Raw genomic sequence first — 25519 nt, forward strand, 5'->3', positions numbered from 1 at the left:
GGTGGGCTTGGTCCAGGACGCGCTCAAGCACATCCATGTGGCGCTCTTCCGCGGCCATCCATGGCCGCGGAAGGTCCTGGACCAAGCCCACCCCACCCCCACCACGGGGCCCCACCAGGCCCCGCACCCCTAACTCCTAACTCCTCACCACTCACTACTCACTACTCACCACTCACCCGTCACGCGTCACCGTCAAATCGTGCCGCGCTGGATGAAAGGCACCTGCGAGTAAAAAGCGCGTTCGCCGCCGCGCGGGTCGTTGGCCATCTGGCTGGGGTCGTCGAAGAGCATGGTTTCGCGAGTTGGCAGCGTGTACTGATCCCAGGCCGGGATTCCATCGAAATTCGGGTTGCCCGTGCGCGCGAAGGCCAGCAATGCGCCGCTCATGCGATCCGCCATGCGGCGGGCATCGGCGGCATCGCCGCTGGGTGAGTCGTCCACGGCCGTGTTGTTGAACACCAGCGGGATGTCGAGGGTGTGGAAGGCGCGGCGGCGCCCGCCTTCGATGGGTGAACCCCAGTCGAGCTGGTAGACCCAGGTCGGCGCGCCCTGCTCGGCCCGCGCCTGGGCCTCTTCCACCGCGCCGCGCCATGACCGGCCCGCCGTGGTGGCCGCAAAGTAAACCTCCGATGGTGTGTAGTCCGGGTACATCTCGCGGTAGGCGGCGATCACCTTGTCTGGCGAGATATCCACGTACTGGCGCTTCTCGATTCGCTCCGGCAACTGGTCCCAGTCCAGGTCGAAATCCTCGTCCTGGCCCCAGGCGCGGGTCTCGTCTTTCGTGTTGCCAATCACCATTGGAATGTTTTTCGATTGCGGCGGCGCGTCCGGCCAAAACGGGTGACGCGGCAGTGCGTCGCCATCCATGACCGGGCAGAAATGAATGCTGCGGTCCTCTACGCGGGAAAAATCCTTGACCGTGGCCGCTTCCAGCAACTGGTCGGTGGACATCGCCAGCAACGCGTCGACATCACCCGGGGCCGCGCCCGCGGCTTCGAAAAACAACCCGGCGCGCTGGGTGGCCGCGCGCGAGCCGGCGCCGGTCACCTGCTGGCCACTCATGGTCCAGGCGCGGTGGAACAGGCCTTTCGCCGCCGGCATGGCCATCAGCGTGGCAATCTTGGCGCCGCCGCCAGACTGGCCGAACAGGGTCACGTTGCCCGGGTCACCGCCAAATTCCGCGGCGTGTTCACGCACCCATTGCAGGGCCTGGACCAGGTCGAGCTGGCCAACGTTGCCGGAATCGGCATAGGCCGGCCCGGCCAGGTTCTCCAGGTAGAGATAGCCAAACAGGTTCAGGCGGTGATTGACGGTAATGACGACCACATCGCCCTGGTGGCACAGGTTCACGCCGTCATACAGCGGGTCACTGCCGGACCCGTTGTTGTAGCCGCCGCCATGGATATAAAACAGCACCGGGCGCTTGCCGCCATCGCGCAGGGCCGGCGTGGTGACGTTGAGAAACAGGCAGTCCTCGCTGGTGGGCTCGGCGTCGCGGCGCTGCGGGGTCGCGGCGCCAAATTCGAGTGCTTCGCGTACGCCGTCCCAGGGTGTCTCGACCGCGGCCGGCCGGAACCGGTACGCCGCCGTGTCCGCGCCATAGGGAATACCGCGAAAAACATTCATGCCGCGATCCGAGAAACCGCGAACCCGGCCACTCCGGGTCATGGCTTCCGGCGCGGACTCGCCACGACCGGCCGCGGCGACCCAGGCGGGCATGGCCAGCAGGCTGCCGCCGATGGCGCCGGCGCGCAGGAAATCACGACGCGTTTGCCCGGAGATACCGGTGTCATTCTTGTTAGAATCGGACATTCGTTTGAGCCCTCGCGAGGAAGTGGATGACCCGACATTCTAGCCGTTCGACCCGGTATCCCCAAAAAGCATTCACCCTGCTGGCCCTGGCGGCGAGCCTGGGCCTGGCCACCGCCGTCACCGCCGGCTCACTGGCCGATTCAGCACCGCTGATGTCGGTCACCGATGGGCTGCTGGACCCGTCCCGTCCCGATGACCTGGGCCTGGAACGCGCGCCGGGGACCGAGACCGCCACCATCTTCCGGCCCGGCCCCGACGATGACCGCTTCGCCCACGGCGTGGTGCTGATGCCGTTCAAGGGCCGGCTGTACGCGCAATGGCAGTCGTCGGTGAAAGACGAGGACGGCGCCGACACCCACGTCGTCTTCGCACACAGTGACGACGCGCTCGAATGGTCCGCGCCACAGCCTCTGGCGGCAACGATGGACGCCGGCATCCGCACCAGCGGCGGCTGGTGGACAGACGGCGAGACCCTGGTCGCGTACATCAACCAGTGGCCGGACCAGGCCGATGGCCCGGTGCAGGGGGTCACGATGTTCCGCAGCAGCACCGACGGCGAAGACTGGACCGAACTGGCGCCGGTGACGGATCACCAGGGCAATGCCGTGGCGGGCGTGTTTGAGCAGGACCCCAGGGCGCTGCCCGGCGGACGGATCCTGAGCGCGTTCCACGAGCAGCCGGGGTTACTGGTGGCGCCGTGGTACACGGATGACCCGCTGGGCACCAGCGGCTGGACCCGCAGCAAGATCCAGCGCCTCGACCATGACGACCCGACCATCAGCCGGGAGATCGAGCCCAGCTGGTTCCTGCGCCCGGACGGCGCGGTGGTAATGATTTTCCGCGACCAGGCGGGCACGTTCCGCAAACTGGCCTCGGTCAGCACGGATAACGGCGAGACCTGGAGCACGCCGGCGCTGACCACCGTGCCGGATTCGCGCACCAAGCAGAGCGCCGGCAACCTGCCCGACGGCACCGTGTTCCTGGCCGGCAACCCGGTCGAAAACAAGGCGCGGTTCCCGCTGGCGCTGTTACTGAGTGATGATGGCCAGGTGTTTGACCGTGCCTGGCTGCTGCGCGCCGGCGGCGACGACATGCAACCGCTGCGCTACGAGGGCAAGTACAAGCGGCCCAGCTACAGTTACCCCAAGAGCGTGGTCTGGGGCGACCACCTGTACGTGGCCTACGCGACCAACAAGGAAGACGTGGAGTTCACCCGCGTGCCGCTGGAGGCACTCGGCGACTGAGCGCCGCCGGGATCAGGCACACTCGGCCATCAGCCGAAGCCGCAGGCGGAACACGGACGTTTCGCCCATCCATCCCGGCGACTCCATCACGCCCACGGACACCTCGACATCCCGGGTGACCGGCAGTTCGCCGGCGCGGGGACAATGCAGGGGCACATCCAGTTCCGCGCAACCGTGATCGTTGACGAACAGGTCGACCTCGGTCGCGTCCAGGTGCAGCCGAACCAGGACATCATCACCGATGACGCCGGTATTCAGGATCACCGGCTCAGGCGGACCCGGCGGTGACTGGGTGCAGCCCGATGAAAGCTTGTGCTTGGGCACATGGATGGTGCCTTCGTCGGCCAGAGCGCCGTGGAAAACCTTGGCCTGGAGATCGTAACGCCAATCGTCACCGATCGGCCCGTCCTGCCGCTCGCTGAGCAGCGACATTATGATTCTGCCGTTCATCACCTCTCCCGTGACAGCTCGCTCACGGGCCGGCATGACCCGCGTTCTTAAACACTATCACCGGGTAAGACGCAGACCCCGCCCCGAAAGTCACGGGAGCGGGGTCGGCTTGCCGTATCAGGAATTCGCTTTGTCGGCCGCGCGCTGGAATGCGCCCTCGATCGCCTGCACGGCGATCGGGTGGTAGCTGTCGCGGTTGGCCTTGAACAGTCGCTCGGCCAGGGCGGCATCTTCGCCGTTGGCCACCAGCGCCGCGTAGACCGGCACGATCAGCTTCATGCGTCCATAGCGCGCCAGGTGTTCTTCCATCGCGCCGTAGGCCGGCTGGTAACGGCGCTGCGCCACCTGGATAAACCAGGCACGGCTGATCTCGGCGTTACGCGACTGGCTGAAGCCGAAGGCGCTGCCGACCTGGCCCAGTTGCTCGCTATCCAGCGACGGCGGCAGGCTGTTGATGAAGTGCACGACGGCGTGCGGGCTCCAGTCCGCGTGGTCGATGGAAAAGGCCGCGATCTCTCCGGCGGAGAATGCCTGCGCTGCTTTCTCAGCCGCCTCAAGCGAAGCGGAGACCGGCGGCACGAAATCGGCGGGCACGCCGGGCTGGTACAGCCACTCACCTGCCTGCTCACGCGTATACACGCCCGGGTTAGCCGTCAGCAGGTGCTCGTCCAGGTAGTCCAGGAACTGTTCGGTGGTGATCGACTGCCATTCAAAATGGCGGAAGTAGCCCATGATGAACTCGTCGAACACCGCGCGGCCGAAGAGCCGCTCCAGGTGCTCCAGGAAGAACTGGCCCTTGGCGTAGTACATCGCCTGCTGCGCGCCTTCGCCATCGGCCGGCAGAATCTTCGGCGCCAGCGCCTGGAAGCGTTCCGGCACCCTCTGCAGGTCGGCCTGCAGGGCCTCCCAGTCGAGTACGCGTTCTTCATCAGCCCGCGCCTTGCTGTACAGGTCTTCCATCAGCCGGGCGGTCAGGTAGCTGGTGGTGCCCTCGTTCAGCCAGATGTCGCGCCAGGTGGCGTTGGTCACCAGGTTGCCGGACCACGAATGCGCCAGCTCGTGGGCAATCAGCGACACCAGCGAGCGGTCGCCGGCAATGACACTGGGGGTGATGAACGACAGGCGCGGGTTCTCCATGCCCCCGTACGGGAACGACGGCGGCAGGATCAGCAGGTCATAGCGACCCCAGTCGTACGGCCCCAACTGCGTTTCCGCCAGGTCCAGCATGTCTTGAGTCTCGGCGAATTCCCAGGCCGAGTCTTCCAGCAACTCCGGCTCGGAGTAGACCCCGGTCTCGGCGCCGATCGGCGCGAAGAACAGGTTGCCCGCCGCGATCGCCAGCAGGTAGGACGGAATCGGCTGCGGCATGTTGAACGTGTACCGGCCCGTACGCGGCGTCAGCGGGTTGTTGTCGGCACTCATCAACGCCAACATGCTGGGCGGGGTGCGCAGCGTAGCCTCGTAGGTGATGCGCACGGCCGGGGTGTCCTGCAGCGGCACCCAGCTGCGCGCGTGGATCGCCTGCGACTGCGAAAACACCAGCGGATGCTTGCCGCCCGCGGTCAGCTCGGCCGGCAACCACTGCAGCGCAGAGGCCTCGGGGCTGGTTCGGTAGTCGATGTCGAGCCAGAAACCACCCTGCGGGTCGAAATCTTCCGGCAAGTCGACCGACAACGACTGCCCCAGAACCTCGTCACGCTCGCCCAGGCGGAACGCGGCCGCCTGTGGCGCCTCGCCTTCCAGCCGTACCGCGGCCGAGGCGATGGACAGGTCGCGCGTGTCCAGGATCACGGTCCGTTCGGTCGGCAGCAGGTTGCGCATGTGCAACGAGGCCGTACCCTTCAGGCTCTGCGCCTGGAAATCGACATCAAGATCCAGCACCAGGTGATCGGTGACGAAGGCGTCGTAGTTGGCGTAGGTGAAATAGTCGTGGGCCGGGTCGTACTCCGGCGACTTCTCGCAGCCGGCCACCGCGATAGCGACGCCAGCCAACAGCATAAGATTCCTAAACATCGGGCACACTCGTGCAATACGGCCGCAGATTATATCGCCTCACCCGTCCCACCGCGCGGCGGGACATCACAACTTCAGGGGGCCTCCCCCTGGGTCAAGACGAGGTTCGCGTTCGGCACCAGTCGCTCCATCACAGCTATTCGTGCCTGAAGCGCATCGACCCGGTCTGCGTCAGACTCGAGCTCCGCGATACGCGCTTCCAGCTCGTCGTTCCGGCTCACCTGGCGTTCGTATCTCAATTCAAGCCACCGGTTGCGATCAGCAAGTGCTTGGATCGCCGCCATATTGACGCCGGCCATGTCGCGCGCGGAAATCGCCTTTTCGCCGCTGGCCAGGCCGAAGGCGGCATGAAAATCCTGCGCCATCGGGCCAATGTGGCGCTGGTCGGCCGACTCGTCGCGGTAGGCCCATTCGGTGATCGGTACCTGTACCAACTTCTCCAGCACGACATCGCTGTCCAGCGGCACGATGGCGTGTTTCTGCTCACGGTCCGACATCTCCAGCAGCGTGCCACCAATTTCCAGTTTGCCGGTATCCGTCACCCGCATCACCCAGTCACCCTGGTTATTCTTGACCACGAACCGCAGACCGGCGCTGAACACCCAGGAATTGCCCATGGCCGTGTTGGTCATGCGGAACTCCGGGTTGCCGTTGTTCTCGATCTCGAACAGCGTGCGCGGCCCCTGGTCCGCGCTGTTCTCGACCACCAGCACGCTGGCCGTGCCGTCGTCGCGGAAGATGTGCAGCGGGGCCAGGGGGTCCGTGGTCCCATTGGCGACCGCGGTGTAATTGAGGCCGTAATTTACACTCGGGATTTCGCCCAGAATGATGGTGTCAGGGTTTGGGGCCGAGGCCTTGTAGCCAATCGCGGTGCTGTAAGCGCCGGCCGAGGACGCGCCATAGCCCAGTGCGGTGCTATTGGTACCGGCCGAAGACGCGGAATTGCCCAACGCGGTGCTTTGCCCGCCGCCCGAGGTCGCGTAGACACCCAGCGCGCCGCTGCCGAGGCCGCCCGAGGACGCGGAAAAGCCCAGCGCGGTGCTGTGACTGCCGTCCGAGGACGCGGAATCGCCCAGCGCGGTGCTTAAATTGCCGCCCGAGGACGCGCCATAGCCCAGCGCGATGCTGGAAATGCCGCCCGAGGACGCGCCATTGCCCAGCGCGGTGCTGTAATCGCCGGCCGAGGACGCGTTATATCCCACCGCGGTACTCTGTCCATTAGTGTCGTGATTGAAAATTGAGGTTGCGCCTTCACTGATTTTAAAAAACGCCGCCTCGCCCAGAATGACGTATTCGTAGCTGTTGGCAGCGTCGGTGTCATTAAAGGTTACGGCGGGCGTGGCGTCATCCAGATACAGGTCATTGCCAATAAGATTGACTGCCCAGGCATTGAAAGCCGGTAACAGAAAAGCAGCCGTCAGCAGTACGCAACAAAAACGGCTAGTGGTGTTCATTTGTGGTCCCCTCGTGTGCTAAAGGCGCCCATGTTCGCGACGCATAGGCAAGAAAGTTCATGCCCTCACTTACTAGAAGCAGGAAACGAACAGAAATACCCTCATCAATCTGGACTTTTTTCGATGGTGGGGGTTTTGGGCACCATGGTTGAGGCGGGCCGGGGGCGCCAAGCACTCACAACAGTCGCCCTGTCGAGCAGTCACGGCTTGGTGCAGGCATGGAAATCGAAAAAGAAAGGCTTAGTGGCTGTGCTAACCTCGCCCGATGAGCAAAACCCAGTCTTCTTTCAGCGCACTTGTGCGCCTGCTCCGTTATGCCCGCGGCCACCGTCGCAGCATCATCGTCGCCAGCACCTATTCCATTCTCAACAAGCTGTTCGACATCATGCCGGAGATCCTCATCGGCATGGCCATCGACGTGGTGGTGCGGCAGGACCAGTCGTTCATGGCCGACCTGGGCATTGCCGAGCCGTTCCACCAGATGCTCGCGCTGGGTGCGCTGACCGTCGGCGTCTGGGCCTTTGAATCGCTGTTCGAGTTCCTGTTGCTGGTGACCTGGCGAAACCTGGCGCAGCGCCTGCAGCACGACCTGCGCATGGATGCCTACGGGCACCTGCAGGACCTGGACATGGCCTGGTTTGAAGACGCCTCCACCGGCAAGCTGGTGGCCATCCTGAACGACGACGTCAACCAGCTGGAGCGGTTCCTGAACGGCGGTGCCAGCGACCTGATCCAGGTGGGCGTGACCGTGGTCTCGGTAGGCGCGGTGTTCTTCTACCTGTCGCCGCCGATCGCACTGATGGCGTTCACGCCCATTCCGGTGATCATCATCGGCGCATTCTGGTTCCAGCGCCGGGCGCAGCCACTGTACGCCGAGGTGCGCGAGCGGGTCGGCTTCCTCAGCACCCGGCTGGCCAACAACATCAGCGGCATCGCCACCATCAAGAGTTTTACCCGGGAAAGCCACGAGCTGGATCGACTGGGTGAGGACAGCGAAGCGTACGTGGAGGCGAACCGCCGCGCGATCCGCATTTCCTCGGCGTTTATCCCGATCATCCGCATGGCCATCATGGCCGGTTTCGTGGCCACGCTGGTCTATGGCGGCAAGCTGGTGCTGGACGGCGAGCTGAACGCCGGCGCCTACAGCGTGCTGGTGTTCCTGACCCAGCGGCTGTTGTGGCCGCTGACCCGCATGGCCGAGACCATCGACCTGTACGAGCGCGCCATGGCATCGACGCGGCGCATCCTGGACCTGGTGGAAACACCGATTCGCGTCCGGCCCGGCGAGCAGCCGTTGCCGGTGGACGGCGTGCGCGGCGATATCCGTTTCGAGAAGGTCGGCTTTGCCTACGGCGACGGCCCGGCGGTGCTCAGCGATGTCGATATCGACCTGCCCGCGGGCGAGACGCTGGCGCTGGTGGGCTCAACCGGTTCCGGCAAGAGCACGCTGGTGAAACTGCTGCTGCGATTCTATGAGCCCACCGCCGGGCGCATCACCCTGGATGGGCATGATCTGAACGGGGTGATCCTGCACGACCTGCGCGCGTCCATCGGTTTCGTCAGCCAGGACGTATTCCTGTTTCACGGCACGGTGCGCGAAAACATTGCCTACGGCCAGCCGGATGCCGGCGATGACGCCATCGAAGCCGCGGCGCGCGCGGCGGAGGCACATGACTTCATCATGACCCTGCCGCAGGGCTACGACACCCTGGTCGGCGAGCGCGGCCAGAAGCTGTCCGGCGGCCAGCGCCAGCGACTGTCGATTGCCCGGGCCGTGTTGAAAGACCCGCCGGTGCTGATCCTGGACGAGGCCACGTCTGCCGTGGACAACGAAACCGAGGCCGCCATCCAGCGTTCAATGAAACGCGTCGCCGAGGGCCGGACGACGGTCGTCATCGCCCACCGGCTGTCGACCATTGTCGACGCCGATCGCATCTGCGTGCTCGATAGTGGGCGGATTGTCGAGACGGGGCGCCACGACGAACTGATCCGTCGTGGCGGTATCTACCAGGGGCTGTGGGACGTGCAGACCGGCTCGGCCGGCGACTGACGTTTAGCCGTGGTCGTGCCCGCCCGGACCGTGGGCGTGGCCGTGTTCCTTCTCTTCGTCGGTGGCGTCACGCACGTCCATGACTTCCACGTCGAAGTTCAGCGGCTGGCCAGCCAGCGGGTGGTTGGCGTCGACGTCGACATTGAAGCGGCCGACTTTCAGCACCGTCACCTGGGCCGGGCCCTGGTTGGTCTGCAGGTTCAGGATCATGCCGGGCTGAAGCTGGTTGGCGGAAACTCCCAGTTTCTTCAGCGGCAGGCGCTGGACATTGGCTTCCTGGCGCTCGCCATAGGCCTCGGCGGGCGGCACGGTCACCTGGAAGGCGTCTCCGGCGGCCTTGCCCTCGAGCTGTTTTTCCAGGCCCGGGATAATGTTGCCCGCGCCGTGCAGGTAGCTCATCGGCTCACCGCGCTCGCGCGAAGAATCCAGCGTTTCGCCGTCGTCGTTCGTCAGCGTGTAGTGGAACGAAACGACCTTCTCTTTCTCGATATTCATAGGTACTGACCCTGGGTGAATCGGCCGCCGGGGCGGCAGGACCGCGCATTATACCCGCTGTTAGAATGCCGGGCAGTGTCCACAGTTACGGAGAACATCATGCGTCACACACTGATCCTGGCCTCTTCACTTGCGGCCGTACTGGCCGTCTCCGCCGCGCAGGCACAGCCCACCGAGCCCGGCGACGCCGAAGCCGCGCTGGATACCAGCCCGCGCGCGGTGGAGCCCGCACCCGTGGCGGCGGTCAATATTCCCGTGGACATCACCGAGTGGCCTGTGCCCTGGGAGTCTTCCCGGCCGCGCGACCCCGATGTCGCCCCCAATGGCACCATCTGGCTGGTGGGCCAGGGTGGCGACTACGTGGCCCATTTCGACCCGGACACGGAGGAGTTTTCGAAGTTCGACCTGCCGCCCGGAACCGGGCCGCATACCGTGGTCGTCGATCGCGACGCCTCGCTGTGGATCGCCGGCAACCGCCAGGCCTACATCGGCAAGATGAACCCCAACTCGGGCGAGATGGTGCGCTACACCATGCCCGATGACGCGGTGAAGGACCCCCACACGATGGTCTTCGACAGCGGCGCCTACCTGTGGTTTACCGCGCAGTGGAGCAACGTGATCGGCCGCCTGGACAAGCGCAACGGCAGCATCGAGACCATCGACGTGCCCATCGACCGCGCCCGCCCCTACGGCATCAAGCTGGATTCCGCCGGCAACCCGTGGATCGCCCTGCTCGGCACCAACGCTCTCGCGCGGGTCGACGCGAAAACACTGGAACTGGAAGTCATCCGCACCCCACGCGAAGCATCCCGACTGCGCCGCCTGGCCATCACCAGCGATGACCGTGTCTGGTACACCGATTACTCCGAAGGCTGGCTGGGCAGCTATGACCCGGCCACCGGCGCCTTCGTCGAGTACCGCAACCCCAGCGAACAGTCCGGCCCCTACGCCATCGAGGTCGATGCCCAGGACCGCGTCTGGCAGGTCGAAACCCACCCGGACGTCGACCAGTTCGTCGGCTTCGACCCGGAATCAGAAACCTTCTTCAGCATCACGCCCATCCCCTCCGGCGCCGGTGCGGTCCGCCACATGGTCTTCGACCCGGAACGCAACGCCATCTGGTTCGGCACCGACACGAACAACCTCGGCCAGGCGATACTGCCGTGACGCGTGACGCGAAAGCGTGACCCGTTCGGGGGAGGCTTTGGGTCTTTTCCGGACCTTCGGCGGCAGGGATGCCGCCGATGAGCGATCCATGGATGGACTTGAGCGGGTCCGGAAAAGGCCCAAAGCCTCTCCCGGACCCGCGACACGGTCCCGCGCCAGGCGGCGCGCGGCGCCGTTCAGGTGACGACTGGCGCCGTCAGACGGCGAGTTGCGCCGTCAGGAGCGTCAGGCGCTTGCGCTGCATGCGCAGGGCGTCTTCGAGTTCGTGGAAGCTGGCATCCAGCTTCTCCGCGAGCACCTGCTTGCCATGCTGCATGCGCTCAACCTGCAGCGCCTGCCATTCCTTGACCGTGGCCAGGAACTGCTCGTACTCGTGCTCCAGCGTTTCCACCAGGTCCTTCCACTTCGGGTTGGACTCGTGCGCTTCCAGGCGCTGGCGGGCGCGCTTGAACTCCATGTCCAGGCGGGCGCGCTCGATCTTGAACTCGGGCGTGCGCTTCAGGTCGCTGGCCAGGCCCATGGCGGCGCAGCTGGCGATAAACCATTTGTTCAGGTCGAAGTGGTGCCACTTGATGCCGTTGCGGTAGTCGGCCTGGAACAGGTGATGATAGTTATGGTAGCCCTCGCCGTAGGTGATGATGGCCAGGAACCCGTTGTCCCGCGCGCTGTTTTCGTCGGTGTAGGGCTGGCTACCCCACATGTGCGCCAGCGAGTTGATGAAAAAGGTCACGTGGTGATTGACCACCAGGCGCGCCAGGCCGGCCAGCAGGAACACACCCCACATGTCACCGACCATCCAGCCCAGGGCCAGCGGCAGGACCACGTTGGTCACCAGCACCAGCGACAGGTAATGATTGTGCTGCCACATGACGACCGGGTTCTTCTTCAGGTCCGGGACGATGGTCTCGTCGACCACGCCGCTCTTGTAGTCACGCAGCATCCAACCGACATGCGCGAACCAGAAGCCACGGCCGATGGAGTACGGATCCTTGTCGTTGTCGTCTACGTCGCGGTGATGCACGCGGTGACGGGCGCTCCAGATCAGGATGCTGTTCTGCAGTGACATGCCGCCGATGACGGCCAGGAACCACTGCAGCGGCCGGCTGGCGGTGTAGGTGCGGTGTGACCACAGGCGATGGTAACCGCTGCCGATGCCGACGCCGCCGGCCAGCAGGAAGATGAAGAAAAACGCCCATGCCCAGCCGCTGAAACCAACGGCGATGCCATACCACGGCACGGCGATGACCGCCGCCGCGAAGGTCAGGCCCAGGGTGAGGGTGACGGGCCAGTTACGCTGGCCTTCATCCATGTTTGAGGATTTGGGATATGTATTCATGTGCCAGTTACAGACTTGTTTGGCCGCGTATTGTAGTCGACGCGGGCTTAGGGAACGTTAAAAAATTCTAAGCGCTTGATTTCCGGTGCTGCAGGGCTCAACTGCGCAGGCCCTTGCCGGCGTGCAGCAGCCACAGGCAGACCCACGCCAGGCCTACCATGAACACGCCGATCAGCGCGAACGACCAGCCAATCGGCACGTCCGAGGTGCCCAGCATGCCGTAGCGGAACCCGTTGACCATGTAGAGGATCGGGTTGAAGGCCGAGACCTTTTCCCAGAACGGTGGCAGCAGGTCGATGGAATAGAACACACCGCCCAGGTAGGTCAGCGGCGTCAGCACGAAGGTCGGGATAATCGCGATATCGTCGAATTTGCGCGCGAAGATGGCATTGACCATGCCGGCCATCGAAAACACGATTGCCGTCAGCAGCAGGACACTTAGGGTAATCAACGGGTGCTCGATGCGGATCTCGGTGAAGAACATCGACACCATCAGCACCACCAGGCCGACCAGCACGCCGCGGGTCAGCGCGCCGGTCACGTAACCGGCCAGGATGACCCAGTTGGGCAGCGGCGATACCAGCAACTCCTCGATATGGCGGCCGAACTTGGCGCCGAAAAACGACGACACCATGTTGCCGTAGGAATTGGTGATCACCGACATCATCACCAGGCCGGGGACGATGAACAGCATGTAGTCGAAGTCACCCATTTCGCCGATACGACTGCCGATGATCTTGCCGAAGATCAGGAAATACAGCGTCATGGTGATGGCCGGCGGCACCAGCGTCTGCGCCCAGATGCGCAGGATGCGGGTGATTTCCTTGCGCACGATGGTGCGATAGCCCACCCAGTTGACTTGCGCCTGGTTCATGCCGCGTCCTCCGCGCTGCCATGGCCTTCATCGACCAGGCGCATGAACAGTTCTTCAAGGCGGTTGGCCTTGTTGCGCATGCTCAGCACGTGGATGCCGCGCTCGTCGAGGTCGGCGAACAGTGCATTGACTGACTTGCTCTTGGGCACGGTCACTTCCAGCGTGTTCTCGTCGCGCAGGCTGATGGCCATGTCCGGCAACTCCGGCGCCTCGTGGATCGGCTCACGCAGGTCCAGCACGAAGGTCTCGATATCCAGCTTGCCCAGCAATTCGCGCATGCTGGTGTTCTCGACGATCTGGCCATGGTTGATGATGGCAATGTTGCGGCACAGTTGCTCCGCCTCTTCCAGGTAATGCGTAGTCAGGATCACGGTCGTGCCGGCCGCGTTGATTTCCTCGACCAGTTCCCACATGGACCGGCGGATTTCGATGTCCACGCCGGCGGTGGGCTCGTCCAGGATCAGCAGGCGCGGCTGGTTGACCATGGCACGAGCGATCATCAGGCGCCGCTTCATGCCGCCGGACAACATTCGCGACGGCTTGTCGTGCTTGTCCCACAGTTGCAGCTTCTTCAGGTAGTGCTCGCCACGCTCGGCGGCGATGCGCTTGGGAATACCGTAGAACCCGGCCTGGTTGACGACAATCTCCAGCGGCTTCTCGAACTGGTTGAAGTTCAGCTCCTGCGGGACCAGCCCCAGGTAGCTCATGGCCAGCGAGCGCTGCTTGCGGACACTGGCGCCAAACACGCGCACATCGCCACCGGTGGCGTTCACCAGCGACGAAATGATGCCGATCATCGTCGACTTGCCGGCACCGTTGGGACCCAGCAGCGCGAAGAAGTCGCCTTCCTCGACGCCCAGGGACGCGCCTTTCAACGCCTCGACGCCGTTGCTGTAGGTCTTGCGCAGATTGTCGACTTCGAGTGCGAGCATGGCTTGGCGGCTGTCCCCTTGGGTGAAGGGGCGTTATTATACGGACGACCCGGGCGCAGGTCAGCGGGGGGAGCCTCTCATCCGCGCCCATCGATTCAACAGTGACAACCGTGACCACAGACCCATGCGCACCCGGGTGCCTGGCACTTAGGCTTGTCATCGTCAGAAGATGCGAACAAATACCATGAAGAAGGTCACCCTGGCCGCCACCTGTCTTGCAATCGCGGCCATCACGCCCACCGCGTGGGCGTTGCCCGATGGCAACACCATCGAGTTTTCCAACTGCATGCTGTCGATGCCGGGTTCTCCCGCCACCGCGGCCGCCCGCTGTGGTCGCCTGGAGGTGCCGGAGAACCCCGACGAACCTGGCGGCCGCATGATCAGCCTGCATATCGCCGTGGCTGATGCCAGCGACCCGCAACCCGAAGCGGACCCGCTGTTTTTCTTTGCCGGTGGCCCCGGCCAGGCCGCTACCGAGACCTGGCCGATGATCCGCGGCTCCCTGCGCGGCATCAACAAGACCCGCGACATTGTCATGATCGACCAGCGTGGTACCGGCGGCTCAAATAAGCTGCAGTGCCCCGCGGAGGACATGCCCGACCTGAACGCCGAGGTCGACTTCGACGAAATCGCCCGGCTGGCCCGTGAGTGCCTGGCCGGCCTGGATGCCGATACCCGCTACTACACCACCACCATTGCCGCCGGCGATGTCGACGCGGTGCGCCGCGCCATGGGCTACGAGCAGGTCAACATCATGGGTGTGTCCTATGGCACGCGCGCGGCGCAGGTCTACCTGCGCGAATTCCCCGACCGGGTACGCACCATGACCCTGGACAGCGTCGTGCCGATGCAACTCGCACTGGGCCAGGAGCACGCGCTGATGCTCGACAGCGCGCTCAACCGGGTGCTCGACGACTGTGCCGCGGACGCGGCCTGCCGCGAGCGTTTCCCCGATCCGCGCCAGGGCCTGGCCCGGTTGCTGGCGGACCTGCGGTCGAACCCGCGGTCGATCACCATCATTAACCCGGTCACCGGCGAACAGGAACCGCTGACCGTGACCGCGGAAACCCTGGCCGTGGCCATCCGCTTCCTCAGCTATTCCAGCGAGTCGCAGGCGGTGCTGCCGCTGCTGCTGCACGAGGCGGTCACCGAAGATCGCCTGGACCGGCTGGCGACCCAGGCGATGATGGTGGTCGGCAACCTGGGCGAAATGATCGCCCGCGGCATGGAAATGTCGGTGATGTGCGCAGAGGACTACCCCTTCATGAATTTCGGCGCGGACTATTCGGACACGCTGATCGGCAACCTGATGCTCAAGGGCATCCAGGCCCAGTGCCGGGAATGGCCCGCCGGCAAGGTGCCGGACGACTTCCATGAGCCGTTCCAGGCCGAGCTGCCGGTCCTGCTGCTGTCCGGCGAACGTGACCCGGTCACGCCACCTGCCTATGCCACCCGCGCCGCCGCCGCCTACCCCAATCACCTGGACCTGGTGGCCGACGGCCTGGGCCACTCGGTGCTGCGCAACGTCTGCCTGCAGCAGGTGGCGACAGATTTCATCACCACCGGCAGCGTCGACGAAGTCGATACTGCGTGCGTCGACGACATCGAAGGCAGTCCCTTCTTCACTACCTTGCTGGGGCCCGAGCCATGATTGAAGTCCGCAACCTGGAAAAGAGCTTCGGTGACGTGCGCGCCGTGCGCGGCGTGTCGTTCACCGCGCACGACGGCCAGATTACCGGCCTGTTGGGCCCCAACGGCGCCGGCAAGACCACCACGCTGCGCATGCTCTACTCGCTGCTGCCCCCCGATGCCGGCGAGATCCGCATCGACGGCCTGGACCCGACGAAAGATGCCATGGCCATCAAGCGCACCCTTGGCGTGGTGCCCGACAGCCGCGGCCTGTACAAGCGCCTGAGCGCACGCGAGAACATCGCCTACTACGGTGAACTGCACGGCCTGTCAAAATCGGTCATCGCGGAACGCACCGAGCGCCTGGCCGCACGGCTGAACATGGAAGATTTCATCGACCGCAAGACCGACGGCTTCTCACAGGGCCAACGGGTCAAGGTCGCCATCGCCCGCGCCATGATCCACGAGCCGCAGACGGTGCTGATGGATGAGCCCAGCAATGGCCTGGACGTGATGACCACCCGCGCGTTGCGCCACTACATCCGCGACTTGAAATCGGCCGGACACTCCGTGGTGCTGTCCACGCACATCATGCAGGAGGTGGCGGCACTGTGTGACCGCATCGTCATTATCGCCGCGGGCAAGATCGCCGCGGACGGCACACCGGAGGAGCTGCTGCAGATGAGTGGCTGCGACAACGTCGAGGACGCGTTCGTCAAACTGATCGGTTCGGACGAGGGGCTGCTGGCATGAACGGACTCTGGACTGTCTTCCGCAAGGAAATCCGCGAGAACCTGCGTGACCGCCGCGCTGCCTTCAACTCGCTGCTGCTGGGGCCGATCCTGTTCCCGTTCCTGATCATCGGCCTGAGCTACTTCGCCGTGGTCAAGCAGGAACAGCGGGCCGAGGAAACACTGGAAATCCCGGTCGTCGGCGCGCAGAACGCGCCCAACCTGGTGCGCTTCCTGGAGCAGCAGGGCCTGGTGGTGCTTGAAGCGCCCGAGAATCCTGAGGCGGCCGTGCGCGACCAGTCCCATGCCGCCATCATCCGTATCCCGGATGGCTTCGGCGAGCAGTGGAACGCCGGTGAACCGGCGCTGGTGGAGGTCATTGCCGACCCGTCCAGGCGCGAATCGGACATCCCCATGCGCAGGGTCAAGCGCCTGCTCGGCGCCTATGGCCAGCAGATCGGGACCCTGCGGCTACAGCTGCGTGGTGTTGCGCCCAGCGTATCGTCGCCATTGATGGTGAAGGATGTCGACCTGTCCACACCGCAGAGCCGCGGCGCGCTGGCGATGATTTTCCTGCCCTATTTCCTGATGATCACGGCGTTTACCGGCGGCATGCATATCGCCATTGACGCGACCGCCGGCGAAAAGGAACGCAAGTCACTGGAACCGCTGCTGATCAACCCGGTGCCACGCTGGCAGGTCATGACCGGCAAGATGCTGGCCTGCACGGCGTTCGCACTGGCCTCGCTGCTGCTGACCCTGGTGAGTTTCAAACTGGCGATACCGTTCATGCCCACCGGCGCACTGGGCATCGACCTGGAGCTTGGCAGCGGCATGATCGCCAAGATGCTGCTGGTGGTGGGCCCGGTGGCCGTGCTGGCGGCGTCACTGCTGACCATGCTGGCCACGTTTGCCAAGGGCTTCCGCGAGGCCCAGTCCTACATGGGCCTGGTGATCTTCATCCCGATGATCCCGTCGATGCTGTTCATGGTGAACCCCACGTCGCCGGAAACCTGGATGATGACCATCCCGATGTTCAGCCAGAACCTGTTGATCGCCGAGTTCCTGCGCGGCGAAGTCGTGCCGATGTCTTGGCTATATATTTCCTCGGGCGGCACACTATTGCTGGGCCTGTTGCTGGCCGCATTCGCGGCGACACTGTTCAACCGTCCCAGGGTCATCTTCGGTTAACCGCTACCTGGCGGCCGCAGCCCCGGAAGGGCGTTTCAGCAGGCTTTCTGCCGGAATGGCAAACCTTTCGTGCAGGCCTTCGATCATCCGAAGGGTGAGCGGTCGTTTGCGGGCAAGAATTTCATAGACACGGTTCTTTCGCCCGATGACCGGCACCAGGTCGTCCACCGTCAGGCCCTGCTGCTCCATGCGGAATTTAATCGCTTCCACCGGATCGGGAAAGTCGATCGGGTAGTGGTTGCGTTCGTACGCTTCGACCAGGGTCACCAGGACGTCAAGGCGGTCACCTTCAATGGTGTTCAACCGCGCGTCCATCAGGCCTTCGATTACTTTCAACGTGCGTCGATAATCGCCTTCGTTCTTGATGGGTTGAATGTCCATACCAGGCCTCAAAATCTATATGGTTTGCGCGTCGATCGAGTCATATTCCGCGTGAGCACCGATAAAGCGGATGTACACCACTGCATACGCGTAATTGATCCACACCACCAGGCGATATTTGTTGCCCGCGATATTGAACACGACTCGCCCGTCCCTGAGGATGCTGGCCGTCCCGAACTGCACCTTCACATCACTGGGCATCGACCAGTCGGCTTTCAGCGCCTCGCGGTACCAGGCCATGCAGGGCTCCATGGCATCTGATCGGTCAGACGACCGCTCCCAGAAAGCACGCATGGTTGATAGCGCTATGATTCGCATCAAGCTACGTTAGTCCCATTTTGGGACTTAAACAATAGTATTTCAACCCGAAGGGCTGTAGTCCATGTTCGTCATGCCGTACCATGACCTGACCTTTTGCCCGGAGTTATAGCCATGTTCAGGAAAGCGTTAGCAGGCATTGTCACCCTTGCGGCGGGCTTATTCGCAGTTGTCGCGAGCGCCGGCGAACCGCCGGCCGTTGGCTCCGCGGCACCCGATTTCCGGCTGCAGGACCAGAACGGCGAGTGGCATGAACTGGCTGATTACCAGGGCCAATGGCTGGCGGTGTACTTCTACCCCAAAGACGACACCCCGGGCTGCACCACCGAGGCCTGCAACTTCCGCGACAACATCTACCAGTTCCAGGCCATTGACGCCGCGGTCGTGGGCATCAGCGTGGATGACGTGGATTCACACAAGGCGTTCGCGACCAAGTACAAGCTGCCGTTCACGCTGCTGGCCGACCAGGGCGGCGAGGTGAGCGGGCGCTACGGTGTGCTGCGCGACTTCAAGCTGATGAAGCTGGCCAGCCGGCAGACTTTCCTGGTTGACCCGCAGGGCAACGTCGCCAAGCACTATGACGACGTCGACCCCGACACCCATACCCAGGACGTGCTGGCCGATATCCAGTCGTTACGGGGAGATGCCGGCAGCTGAGTCGGGTGCCGCGTCACCTGCACGGGCCGCGGCAACGATCTTGCGCACATCGGCGAGCAACTCGGCCACGTCGTAAACGATGCCATCCTTGATGGTGTAGCGGATACCCGATGTGCGCATCGGCACACCGTCGTCATCGAGTTTGAAATGGCCGGTGGCGTACAGCACCTTGAAGTTGCGCAGCGGGTTGTCCGGCACCACCACCAGGTCGGCCAGCTTGCCAACCCGGATGGAGCCGATCTCACCGTCCATGCCCAGCACCTCGGCGCCGTTCCAGGTGGCCGAGCGCAGCACTTCCAGCGGGTGGAAGCCGGCTTCCTGCAGCAACTCCATTTCGCGGATGTAGCCAAAGCCATAGGTCTTCCAGATGTATCCGGAGTCAGAACCCAGGGTGACGCGCCCGCCATGGTTCTTGTAATCGTCCAGGAACTGCATCCACAGGCGGAAGTTTTCCTTCCAGGCAATTTCGTCGGCCGTGGTCCAGTCGAACCAGTACGAACCGTGGGCCTCGAATGAGGGCTGGAAGAAGGACCACAGCGCCGGGTGCGTGTAGTCTTCGTGCCAGTCGGCATTCATCTCCCGCATCAGGTCGCGGCTGGCCTCGTAGATGGTCAGCGTCGGGTCGAGAGTGAAGTCCAGCGCGATCAGTTCGTCGCGCACGGCATTCCATTTTTCCGAACCGGGCGCGGCAGTCTGCTGCCAAAGGCGCCCGGCTTCGCCGAATCGGTGCTGCTCGTTGGCGTAGTTGTAGTCCAACGGGTAGTCCTGGATCACCTGGCCCTCGAACATGGCCTCAGGCAGGCCGTACCAGTGCTCCATGGTGGTCATGCCATTGCGGGCGGAATCGAGGACGTTCCAGTTCACCACGTCGAGCTGGGCGTGATGCATCGCGCCGCCCAGGCCGCGCTCGCCCATTTCGTCCAGCGCGGCCAGCATGATGTCGCGTGGCGCGCCAAAGAACTTCACGCCCGCGGCACCCTGCCCAGCCACGTCGCGCACCCACTCTCGCGCCTGGTCCGGCGCAGTGAATGGCCCGTCATGCCCCATGCCGAAGCCAACATAAGGCACGATGCGCGGCGCCGCGATGGTATTGTTCGCGCTGCGGCGCTGGTGTCCCAGCACCCATTCCAGGCCGTTGAAACTGCCGGGCTCGCGCACCGTCGTCACACCATGGGCCAGCCACAGCTTGGCCACGTACTCGGCCGGAACGCCCTGGTCATCACCACCAAAATGCCCATGCATGTCGACAAACCCGGGTAGCAGCCAGTGTCCGTCCAGTTCCAGCACCTGGTCGCCCGGCTGGATCTCGATCCGGTTTTCTTCGGGCGCCGGCGTAACGATACCCAGCACCTTGATCTGGCTGATGCGGTTGCCCTCCACCAGTACGTCGGCCGGGCCGATGGGCGGTGCACCTTCGCCGTTGACGACCATGACGCCACGCAACACCAGACGGTCAAACGGCCCCTCGCCGCGCTGCCTTTCCGGGGCCGGCTCAGGCGCTGGCCAGGCCACGCCAACGTGTAAGGCAACCCAGGAAACCAGCACGGAAAATATTAATTTTTTCATGAAAATCCTTGTATTAGGGCACCGGGCAACTAAGCTTGAACTGACGCTGTGCGGAAGTATAGCGCCAGAAGAAAAACTCCTGGAGTTGGGACACATGTCTGAGGCGAACAAATATTATGTTCGACCGGGCATCGGGCGGACTGGTATTGACCCAGCGCTTGATGTGCCGGCGAAATCAATCAGCGACACGGCCAGCGATCGCTGGTTCACCGAGCAGCGTGATGGTCGCCGCCAACCCAAACGCCTGAACATCCCCAACGAGGCCCTGGTCACTTCCCGCGGCCCGATCAAGCTGACCGGCAACATCACCCTGGTCGATGAAACCGGCCGGCAATCCCACCACAACGAACTCAAACTGTGCCGCTGCGGTGGTTCCCAGAACAAGCCGATGTGCGACGACCGCCACATCGACCTGGAGTTCGTCGACCGCGGCACCATTGAGCACGCGTCAGATATTCCGGCAACACGGGCTTCACATCCACTGAAAGTCACCGTGGTCAAGGACGGCCCACTCAAGTACCAGGGCTATCTGCGCGTCTACAACCAGCGCGGCCAGGAGTGTGTGTCCATGAACGGCGCGTTGTGCCGTTGCGGCCAGTCTTCCCGCAAGCCGTTCTGCGACTGCGTTTAGTCCGATAAGCCGCTACCTGGCCTGCATTGGCGGGCCGCATTGAAGCCGTGGCCGCTTGCACGGCGACATCCACCTCTTCACAATGCCGCCCCATGGACGTTTTCCGCGTATTCCAGGTCGAAGCCGCGCATTTCCTGCCCAACGTGCCCCAGGGGCACAAGTGCGCGCGCATGCACGGCCACTCCTTCCGCATCGAGATTCATGTCTCCGGTGACGTCGGCGAAGACACGGGATGGGTCATGGACTTTGCTGACCTGAAACGCGCGTTTCAACCCATCCATGACCAGCTTGACCATCATTTACTGAATGATATCAATGGCCTGGAGAACCCCACCTCGGAGAACCTGGCGCGCTGGATCTGGTCCCGCATGGCCGACAGCCTGCCCGGACTGAGCCGCGTCGTCGTACAGGAAACCTGCAATGCGGGTTGCAGCTACCGGGGCCCCGATGTTGCATAATCACCACGCCTGTTGCGATATTGCAACATACTGATTTACAACAAAAATTATTCGCCGACCCCTTGAAATGCCTTGATGTTCTGTTAGCATGAACATCCGTTTGATCGTCAACTTGGCACCGAACCGTCCCGATGAACCGCTTTCACCGAACACTGCTGTCCGGTCTTATCGCCCTGCCCCTGGGCAGCGCGGTGGCTGCGCCGTTCGGTTACAGCGTTAATTCGGACGACCCGACCGACGGCGACCACCTCTACCAGATCGACCTGGCCAACGGCACCGAAACCGATATCGGCCCGGTCCAGTCGCTGGGCACCACCCGTACCGACATCGAAGGCCTGGCCATCGCGCCCGACGGCCGTCTCTGGGCGCTGGATGACGAGAGCAGCATGCTGTTCCCCATCCATACCGCCACCGGCCAGGTGTACTTCGCCGAAGAGGTCTCGCTCAGCGGTTTCGGTGCCTCGGCCGGCAACGATTTTGGCATGACGTTTACCTGCGACGGCGGGCTGTACGTGGTGACCGTTGCCGACCAGTCGCTCTACCGGCTCGAACTCGATGGCACGGCCACGCTGGTCGGCCCGCTTGGCGCGCGCATCAGCGCACTTGCGGCGCTGAACCAGGGCGACGACCTGCGCCTGTTCGGCCTGGGTAACGGCCTGATGAATGATGGCGATGACCCGGATAACCGCAGCCTGTACGAGATCGACCCTGATACCGGCGCCGCCACGTTGATCGGCAATGTTGGTGCCGGCGTGGCCGACTATTTCCAGGCGGGCCTTTCATTCGACGAAAACGGCGAGTTATGGGCCATTACCGACCGCCGCACGGCAGATGCGGAACCGGGCAGCCAGGTCCTTCGGCTGGACATCAATACCGGCGCCGGTACGGTCATCAGCACCACCACGCAGACCGGGTACGAGAGCCTGGCCGTGGCGCCGCCCGTGGTCTGCCCGACCACCACGCCCATCCCGGAACCGCCGCCGCCACCGCCACCGGGCGGTTCGCTGAATATCGAAAGCATCCCCACACTCGACGCCTGGGGCCGCGCCATTGGCACCATCGGCCTGCTGTTGCTGGGCCTGGCTGCCATCCGGCGCCGTTACTGACTCACCCACGACCAACGGCACGGAGCCTTCCGGCCCTGATTGGGCTACACTTGCCGTTCTGAAACCCGGAGTTTGAATATGGTTGGTGGAATTAGCGGCTGGCAGCTCCTGATCCTGCTTCTGATCGTGGTCCTGGTGTTTGGCACCAAGCGCCTGCGAAACATCGGCAGCGACCTGGGCGGCGCAGTCAAGGGCTTCCGCAAGGGCATGGAAGATGGCGACGGGGACGACAAGGTGTCCCAGGAACGTCTGGCCGCCGACGCGGAAGAAGACGTTGACGTCAAGACCGCCGAGCGCGACAACGAACCCGCGAGCCGGCCTCCCGGCACCGATGTTTGATGTCGGTTTCGCAGAGCTGTTCCTGCTCTCCATCATCGGCCTGCTGGTGCTTGGACCGGAACGACTACCCGCGGTGGCGCGCACCGTGGGCGGCTTCGTGCGCAAGGCGCGCGCGAGCTGGTACACGCTGAAAACCTCGGTCGAGGCCGAACTGGCCGAAGCCGATGTCCGCGAGCCGCTGAAAACGGCCCGCGAAGAACTGGACGCGGTCTCCCGTCAGGTTACCGACCTGGGGCGCGAGGCCTCGGCCGGCATGGACCCGACACCCAGGAAAGCTGATAAACCGTCACCGCCCCCCGGCGACTGACGAGCCTGGATCATGAACGACCACCCGGACACCGACAGGGAACAGACGTTCCTGGAACACCTTGTTGAACTGCGCGGCCGCCTGCTGAAGGCCTGCCTGGCCGTGGCCGTAGTGCTGGTCTGCCTGCTGCCGTTCTCCCGCCAGCTCTACCACGTGCTGGCAACGCCATTGATGGCGACGCTGCCGGAAGGCAGCAACATGATCGCCATCGACGTGGCCTCGCCGTTCCTTGCCCCGTTCAAGCTGACACTGCTGCTGGCACTGGTGATTGCCATCCCGGTGGTGATTTACCAGCTGTGGGCGTTTGTCGCGCCGGCACTGTTCAAGCACGAGAAGCGCCTGGCCAAGCCGTTGCTGCTGTCGTCGGTGTTCCTGTTCTACGCCGGCTGTGCATTCGCATATTTCGTGGTCTTCCCGCTGGTCTTCGGCTTCATGGCTCGAATCGCACCGGAGGGTGTGTCGGTCATGACCGACATCAGCCGCTACCTGGACTTCGTTATCGCGCTGTTCCTGGCGTTTGGCATTGCCTTCGAAGTGCCCATCGCGACCATCATCCTGGTCGCCACCGGCCTGGTCACGACCAGGCAACTGGGCAAGGCCCGCCCGTACGTGGTGGTTGGCGCGTTCGCCATTGGCATGTTGCTGACCCCACCGGACGTCATCTCGCAGACGCTGCTGGCCATTCCCATGTGGATTCTTTACGAGGTCGGCATCATCATGTCGCGCATCCTGCTGCCGGAGAAAAGTGGCGAGGAATCGCCCGATCAGGCCACCAACTGATCCCGCTCACCGTCATCAGCGTCATCGTCCCCTTGCGGCCCGCTACCTGAATCCGGCGTTGCGACATCACCAAAGATGTCGACAAAGCTCAGGTACTGGATCGTGAAGATGAACAGCTGGTAGGCCACCATGATGAAGACCAGCGCCAGCGTGATGAACACCGATGGCGAGTCCGAGACCATCTGCACCGCCATCATCGCACCCACCGCCAGCCCAACCGGCAGACCTACCAGGGCCAGCAGCGCGCCGATGGTAAGCAACGCGCGCCACTGCCGGAACATCGCCACGATGCCGGCGCCGATGGCACGGCCCAGCGACAGGCGCCGGAACCAGACCAGGGGGATGGCGTAGAACGCCAGCGTACCGCCCAGGAACAGGCCGATCACCATGGCGAACAGCGCCCGCTGCAGCACGGCCGGGTCCATGTCGGCCACTGCCGTGGTGTCACCGGACTCAATACGGTTGAGGACCACCGGGTCCAGCCCGGCCAGGCTGCCCGCCACGGTCACACCCATGGTCACGACCGCGATCACCAGCCCAATCACACCCAGCAACAACAGGGCGCCCAGCACGCCGCTGCCGCGGAACGCCGCGAACAGCGTCAGCACCTCGGGTTTGCGCCCCAGGCGCGCGCGATGCACGGCTTCCAGCATGCCGGCCGTCAGCGCCGGCATGGCGATGAAGAAAATCACGCCCATGATGCCAATCTGCGTCATGCCGCCCAGGAACTGCAGCAGCAGGCCCAAGAGCAGCAGGCGCATGGGCTGCGCCCGCAAAAGCTGCATACCGCCCACGAACCAGGCCAGGGCACGGGCCGCGGGCAACGGTGGGCGTGCAGACGGCGGAACGGAATATTCCGGGTCTCCCGGACTCTGAGAACTCATCGACGTATTGTAGACTAAGCCCCTTCCAGGTTGACCCCACCATGAACCAGATTCGCATCCCGTCGGGCGTGACGCGCCCACCCATTGCCTTCATCATCATCGGCGCCTGCATCGCGCTGTTCGGCCTGGGCTTCATGCTGCAAGTGAACGACCCCAGCGGCCGGCAGATTACCGCGATGTTTTCCGAGCTGGCCCTGTGGCCGGTCCAGCACCCCTACTTCGCGCCATGGCAGCTGGTGACCTATGCGTTCATGCACGGCGGCATCAGCCATATCCTGTTCAACATGTTCGCCGTGTGGATGTTCGGGCTGCCGATTGAGCAGACCTGGGGCAGCCGTCGGTTCGCGATGTTCTACCTGGCCTGCGTGCTGGGCGCGGCGGTCACACAACTGGTGGTGCAATGGCTGACCGGCTCGGCCTGGCCTACGGTGGGCGCATCGGGCGCGGTCTTCGGCCTGTTGCTGGCCTACGGGGTCATGTGGCCGAACAACCGCGTCTTCCTGATCTTCCTGCCGGTACCGATCAAGGCCAAGTGGTTCGTGCTGATCTACGCCGGCATCGAACTGTTCTTCGGCCTGACCGACATCATGCCGGGCATCGCGCATTTCGCGCATTTGGGCGGCCTGGTGGGCGGCGGCCTGCTGATGATGGCCTGGGGCTGGCGACCCGGTATGACATGGAAACGGTGACTCTTACGTTTACATGAATACAACC

The 25519-nt window shown here is 63.8% G+C and carries 25 protein-coding genes and 1 pseudogene; 14 read left to right on the forward strand and 12 right to left on the reverse strand.

The annotated features are described in order from the left end of the window. Window positions 1-192: 192 nt before the first annotated feature. Entirely contained in the window at window positions 193-1812 is a 1620-nt protein-coding gene (locus F3N42_RS14020) for a carboxylesterase/lipase family protein (RefSeq protein WP_150865143.1), read from the reverse strand. Window positions 1813-1838: 26 nt separating this feature from the next. Here F3N42_RS14020 and F3N42_RS14025 point away from each other — a divergent pair, with 26 nt between their 5' ends. Beyond that, on the forward strand, window positions 1839-3056 hold the full coding sequence (locus tag F3N42_RS14025; RefSeq protein WP_224784950.1) for a sialidase family protein: 1218 nt from the start codon (window positions 1839-1841) through the stop codon (window positions 3054-3056). Window positions 3057-3068: 12 nt separating this feature from the next. On the opposite strand, the gene F3N42_RS14030 is transcribed toward F3N42_RS14025, so the two are convergent. The 3 genes from F3N42_RS14030 to F3N42_RS14040 all read right to left on the reverse strand — a co-directional run bounded on the left by F3N42_RS14030 (window position 3069) and on the right by F3N42_RS14040 (window position 6973). After that, window positions 3069-3506, reverse strand: coding sequence for a hypothetical protein (locus F3N42_RS14030; RefSeq protein ID WP_150865145.1), 438 nt, complete (start codon window positions 3504-3506; stop codon window positions 3069-3071). A gap of 117 nt (window positions 3507-3623) precedes the next feature. Beyond that, window positions 3624-5519: a M1 family metallopeptidase gene (locus F3N42_RS14035; RefSeq protein WP_150865147.1), complete on the reverse strand. Its 1896-nt coding sequence runs from the start codon at window positions 5517-5519 to the stop codon at window positions 3624-3626. Window positions 5520-5593: 74 nt separating this feature from the next. Further along, complete coding sequence (locus tag F3N42_RS14040) at window positions 5594-6973, reverse strand: tail fiber domain-containing protein (RefSeq protein ID WP_150865149.1); 1380 nt, start codon at window positions 6971-6973, stop codon at window positions 5594-5596. Window positions 6974-7238: 265 nt separating this feature from the next. Here F3N42_RS14040 and F3N42_RS14045 point away from each other — a divergent pair, with 265 nt between their 5' ends. Further along, window positions 7239-9023, forward strand: coding sequence for an ABC transporter ATP-binding protein (locus F3N42_RS14045; protein ID WP_150865151.1), 1785 nt, complete (start codon window positions 7239-7241; stop codon window positions 9021-9023). Window positions 9024-9026: 3 nt separating this feature from the next. On the opposite strand, the gene F3N42_RS14050 is transcribed toward F3N42_RS14045, so the two are convergent. Beyond that, the gene (locus tag F3N42_RS14050; protein WP_150865153.1) at window positions 9027-9518 is read right to left on the reverse strand and encodes an FKBP-type peptidyl-prolyl cis-trans isomerase; all 492 of its coding nucleotides are present in this window, start codon (window positions 9516-9518) and stop codon (window positions 9027-9029) included. 99 nt (window positions 9519-9617) lie between these two features. Here F3N42_RS14050 and F3N42_RS14055 point away from each other — a divergent pair, with 99 nt between their 5' ends. Continuing rightward, the gene (locus F3N42_RS14055; RefSeq protein WP_224784951.1) at window positions 9618-10685 is read left to right on the forward strand and encodes a Vgb family protein; all 1068 of its coding nucleotides are present in this window, start codon (window positions 9618-9620) and stop codon (window positions 10683-10685) included. A 196-nt stretch (window positions 10686-10881) separates the two neighbouring features. Here the strand turns inward: F3N42_RS14055 and F3N42_RS14060 are convergent, their stop codons facing one another. From F3N42_RS14060 to F3N42_RS14070, 3 genes are all read right to left on the reverse strand, one after another. Next, entirely contained in the window at window positions 10882-12021 is a 1140-nt protein-coding gene (locus tag F3N42_RS14060; RefSeq protein WP_224784952.1) for an acyl-CoA desaturase, read from the reverse strand. Window positions 12022-12118: 97 nt separating this feature from the next. Beyond that, entirely contained in the window at window positions 12119-12895 is a 777-nt protein-coding gene (locus F3N42_RS14065; RefSeq protein ID WP_150865155.1) for an ABC transporter permease, read from the reverse strand. Then, window positions 12892-13827 (reverse strand): ABC transporter ATP-binding protein, encoded by a 936-nt coding sequence (locus F3N42_RS14070; RefSeq protein WP_150865157.1) that lies wholly within the window; start codon window positions 13825-13827, stop codon window positions 12892-12894. The genes F3N42_RS14065 and F3N42_RS14070 overlap by 4 nt, the downstream gene beginning before the upstream one ends. Before the next feature lie 184 nt (window positions 13828-14011). Between F3N42_RS14070 and F3N42_RS14075 the strand changes: the two genes are divergently transcribed. The 3 genes from F3N42_RS14075 to F3N42_RS14085 are packed head-to-tail and all read left to right on the forward strand — an operon-like array spanning window position 14012 to window position 17378. Further along, a complete protein-coding gene (locus F3N42_RS14075) occupies window positions 14012-15478 on the forward strand; it encodes an alpha/beta fold hydrolase (RefSeq protein ID WP_191621444.1) in 1467 nt (488 codons plus the stop codon). Then, entirely contained in the window at window positions 15475-16209 is a 735-nt protein-coding gene (locus tag F3N42_RS14080; RefSeq protein WP_150865161.1) for an ABC transporter ATP-binding protein, read from the forward strand. Before F3N42_RS14075 ends, F3N42_RS14080 begins: the two co-directional genes overlap by 4 nt. Further along, the gene (locus tag F3N42_RS14085; RefSeq protein WP_150865163.1) at window positions 16206-17378 is read left to right on the forward strand and encodes an ABC transporter permease; all 1173 of its coding nucleotides are present in this window, start codon (window positions 16206-16208) and stop codon (window positions 17376-17378) included. Before F3N42_RS14080 ends, F3N42_RS14085 begins: the two co-directional genes overlap by 4 nt. Before the next feature lie 3 nt (window positions 17379-17381). Here F3N42_RS14085 and F3N42_RS14090 read toward each other — a convergent pair whose 3' ends face one another. Then, window positions 17382-17759: a helix-turn-helix domain-containing protein gene (locus F3N42_RS14090; RefSeq protein ID WP_150865165.1), complete on the reverse strand. Its 378-nt coding sequence runs from the start codon at window positions 17757-17759 to the stop codon at window positions 17382-17384. A 15-nt stretch (window positions 17760-17774) separates the two neighbouring features. Next, on the reverse strand, window positions 17775-17999 hold the full coding sequence (locus F3N42_RS14095) for a type II toxin-antitoxin system HigB family toxin (protein ID WP_263595901.1): 225 nt from the start codon (window positions 17997-17999) through the stop codon (window positions 17775-17777). 192 nt (window positions 18000-18191) lie between these two features. Between F3N42_RS14095 and F3N42_RS14100 the strand changes: the two genes are divergently transcribed. Continuing rightward, a complete protein-coding gene (locus F3N42_RS14100; protein ID WP_150865167.1) occupies window positions 18192-18734 on the forward strand; it encodes a peroxiredoxin in 543 nt (180 codons plus the stop codon). Here F3N42_RS14100 and F3N42_RS14105 read toward each other — a convergent pair. Next, complete coding sequence (locus F3N42_RS14105) at window positions 18711-20300, reverse strand: amidohydrolase family protein (RefSeq protein ID WP_150865169.1); 1590 nt, start codon at window positions 20298-20300, stop codon at window positions 18711-18713. The two genes, F3N42_RS14100 and F3N42_RS14105, sit on opposite strands and share 24 nt — an antisense overlap. A gap of 163 nt (window positions 20301-20463) precedes the next feature. Between F3N42_RS14105 and F3N42_RS14110 the strand changes: the two genes are divergently transcribed. From F3N42_RS14110 to tatC, 6 genes and pseudogenes are all read left to right on the forward strand, one after another. Further along, window positions 20464-20931, forward strand: a complete 468-nt coding sequence (locus tag F3N42_RS14110; protein ID WP_191621445.1) for a CDGSH iron-sulfur domain-containing protein — start codon at window positions 20464-20466, stop codon at window positions 20929-20931. Window positions 20932-21023: 92 nt separating this feature from the next. Next, window positions 21024-21389 carry a 6-carboxytetrahydropterin synthase QueD gene (gene queD, locus F3N42_RS14115; protein ID WP_150865173.1) on the forward strand — a complete coding sequence of 122 codons (366 nt, stop codon included), beginning with the start codon at window positions 21024-21026 and terminating at the stop codon, window positions 21387-21389. A gap of 131 nt (window positions 21390-21520) precedes the next feature. Further along, on the forward strand, window positions 21521-22495 hold the full coding sequence (locus F3N42_RS14120; protein WP_150865175.1) for an NHL repeat-containing protein: 975 nt from the start codon (window positions 21521-21523) through the stop codon (window positions 22493-22495). Window positions 22496-22573: 78 nt separating this feature from the next. Then, window positions 22574-22834, forward strand: coding sequence for a Sec-independent protein translocase subunit TatA (gene tatA, locus F3N42_RS14125; protein ID WP_150865177.1), 261 nt, complete (start codon window positions 22574-22576; stop codon window positions 22832-22834). After that, window positions 22827-23141 (forward strand): Sec-independent protein translocase protein TatB, encoded by a 315-nt coding sequence (gene tatB, locus F3N42_RS14130; protein WP_191621446.1) that lies wholly within the window; start codon window positions 22827-22829, stop codon window positions 23139-23141. The genes tatA and tatB overlap by 8 nt, the downstream gene beginning before the upstream one ends. A gap of 12 nt (window positions 23142-23153) precedes the next feature. Next, a pseudogene (gene tatC, locus F3N42_RS14135) lies at window positions 23154-23906 on the forward strand (twin-arginine translocase subunit TatC); the annotation flags it as partial. Here the strand turns inward: tatC and F3N42_RS14140 are convergent. Further along, window positions 23906-24805, reverse strand: a complete 900-nt coding sequence (locus F3N42_RS14140; RefSeq protein WP_150865183.1) for a BPSS1780 family membrane protein — start codon at window positions 24803-24805, stop codon at window positions 23906-23908. The pseudogene tatC and the gene F3N42_RS14140 overlap by 1 nt on opposite strands. A 41-nt stretch (window positions 24806-24846) precedes the next feature. On the opposite strand from F3N42_RS14140, the gene F3N42_RS14145 reads away from it, so the two are divergent. Continuing rightward, a complete protein-coding gene (locus F3N42_RS14145; protein ID WP_150865185.1) occupies window positions 24847-25494 on the forward strand; it encodes a rhomboid family intramembrane serine protease in 648 nt (215 codons plus the stop codon). Window positions 25495-25519: the final 25 nt, after the last annotated feature.

Source organism: Marinihelvus fidelis (genome assembly GCF_008725655.1).
Taxonomy (GTDB): Bacteria; Pseudomonadota; Gammaproteobacteria; order Xanthomonadales; family SZUA-36; genus Marinihelvus; species Marinihelvus fidelis.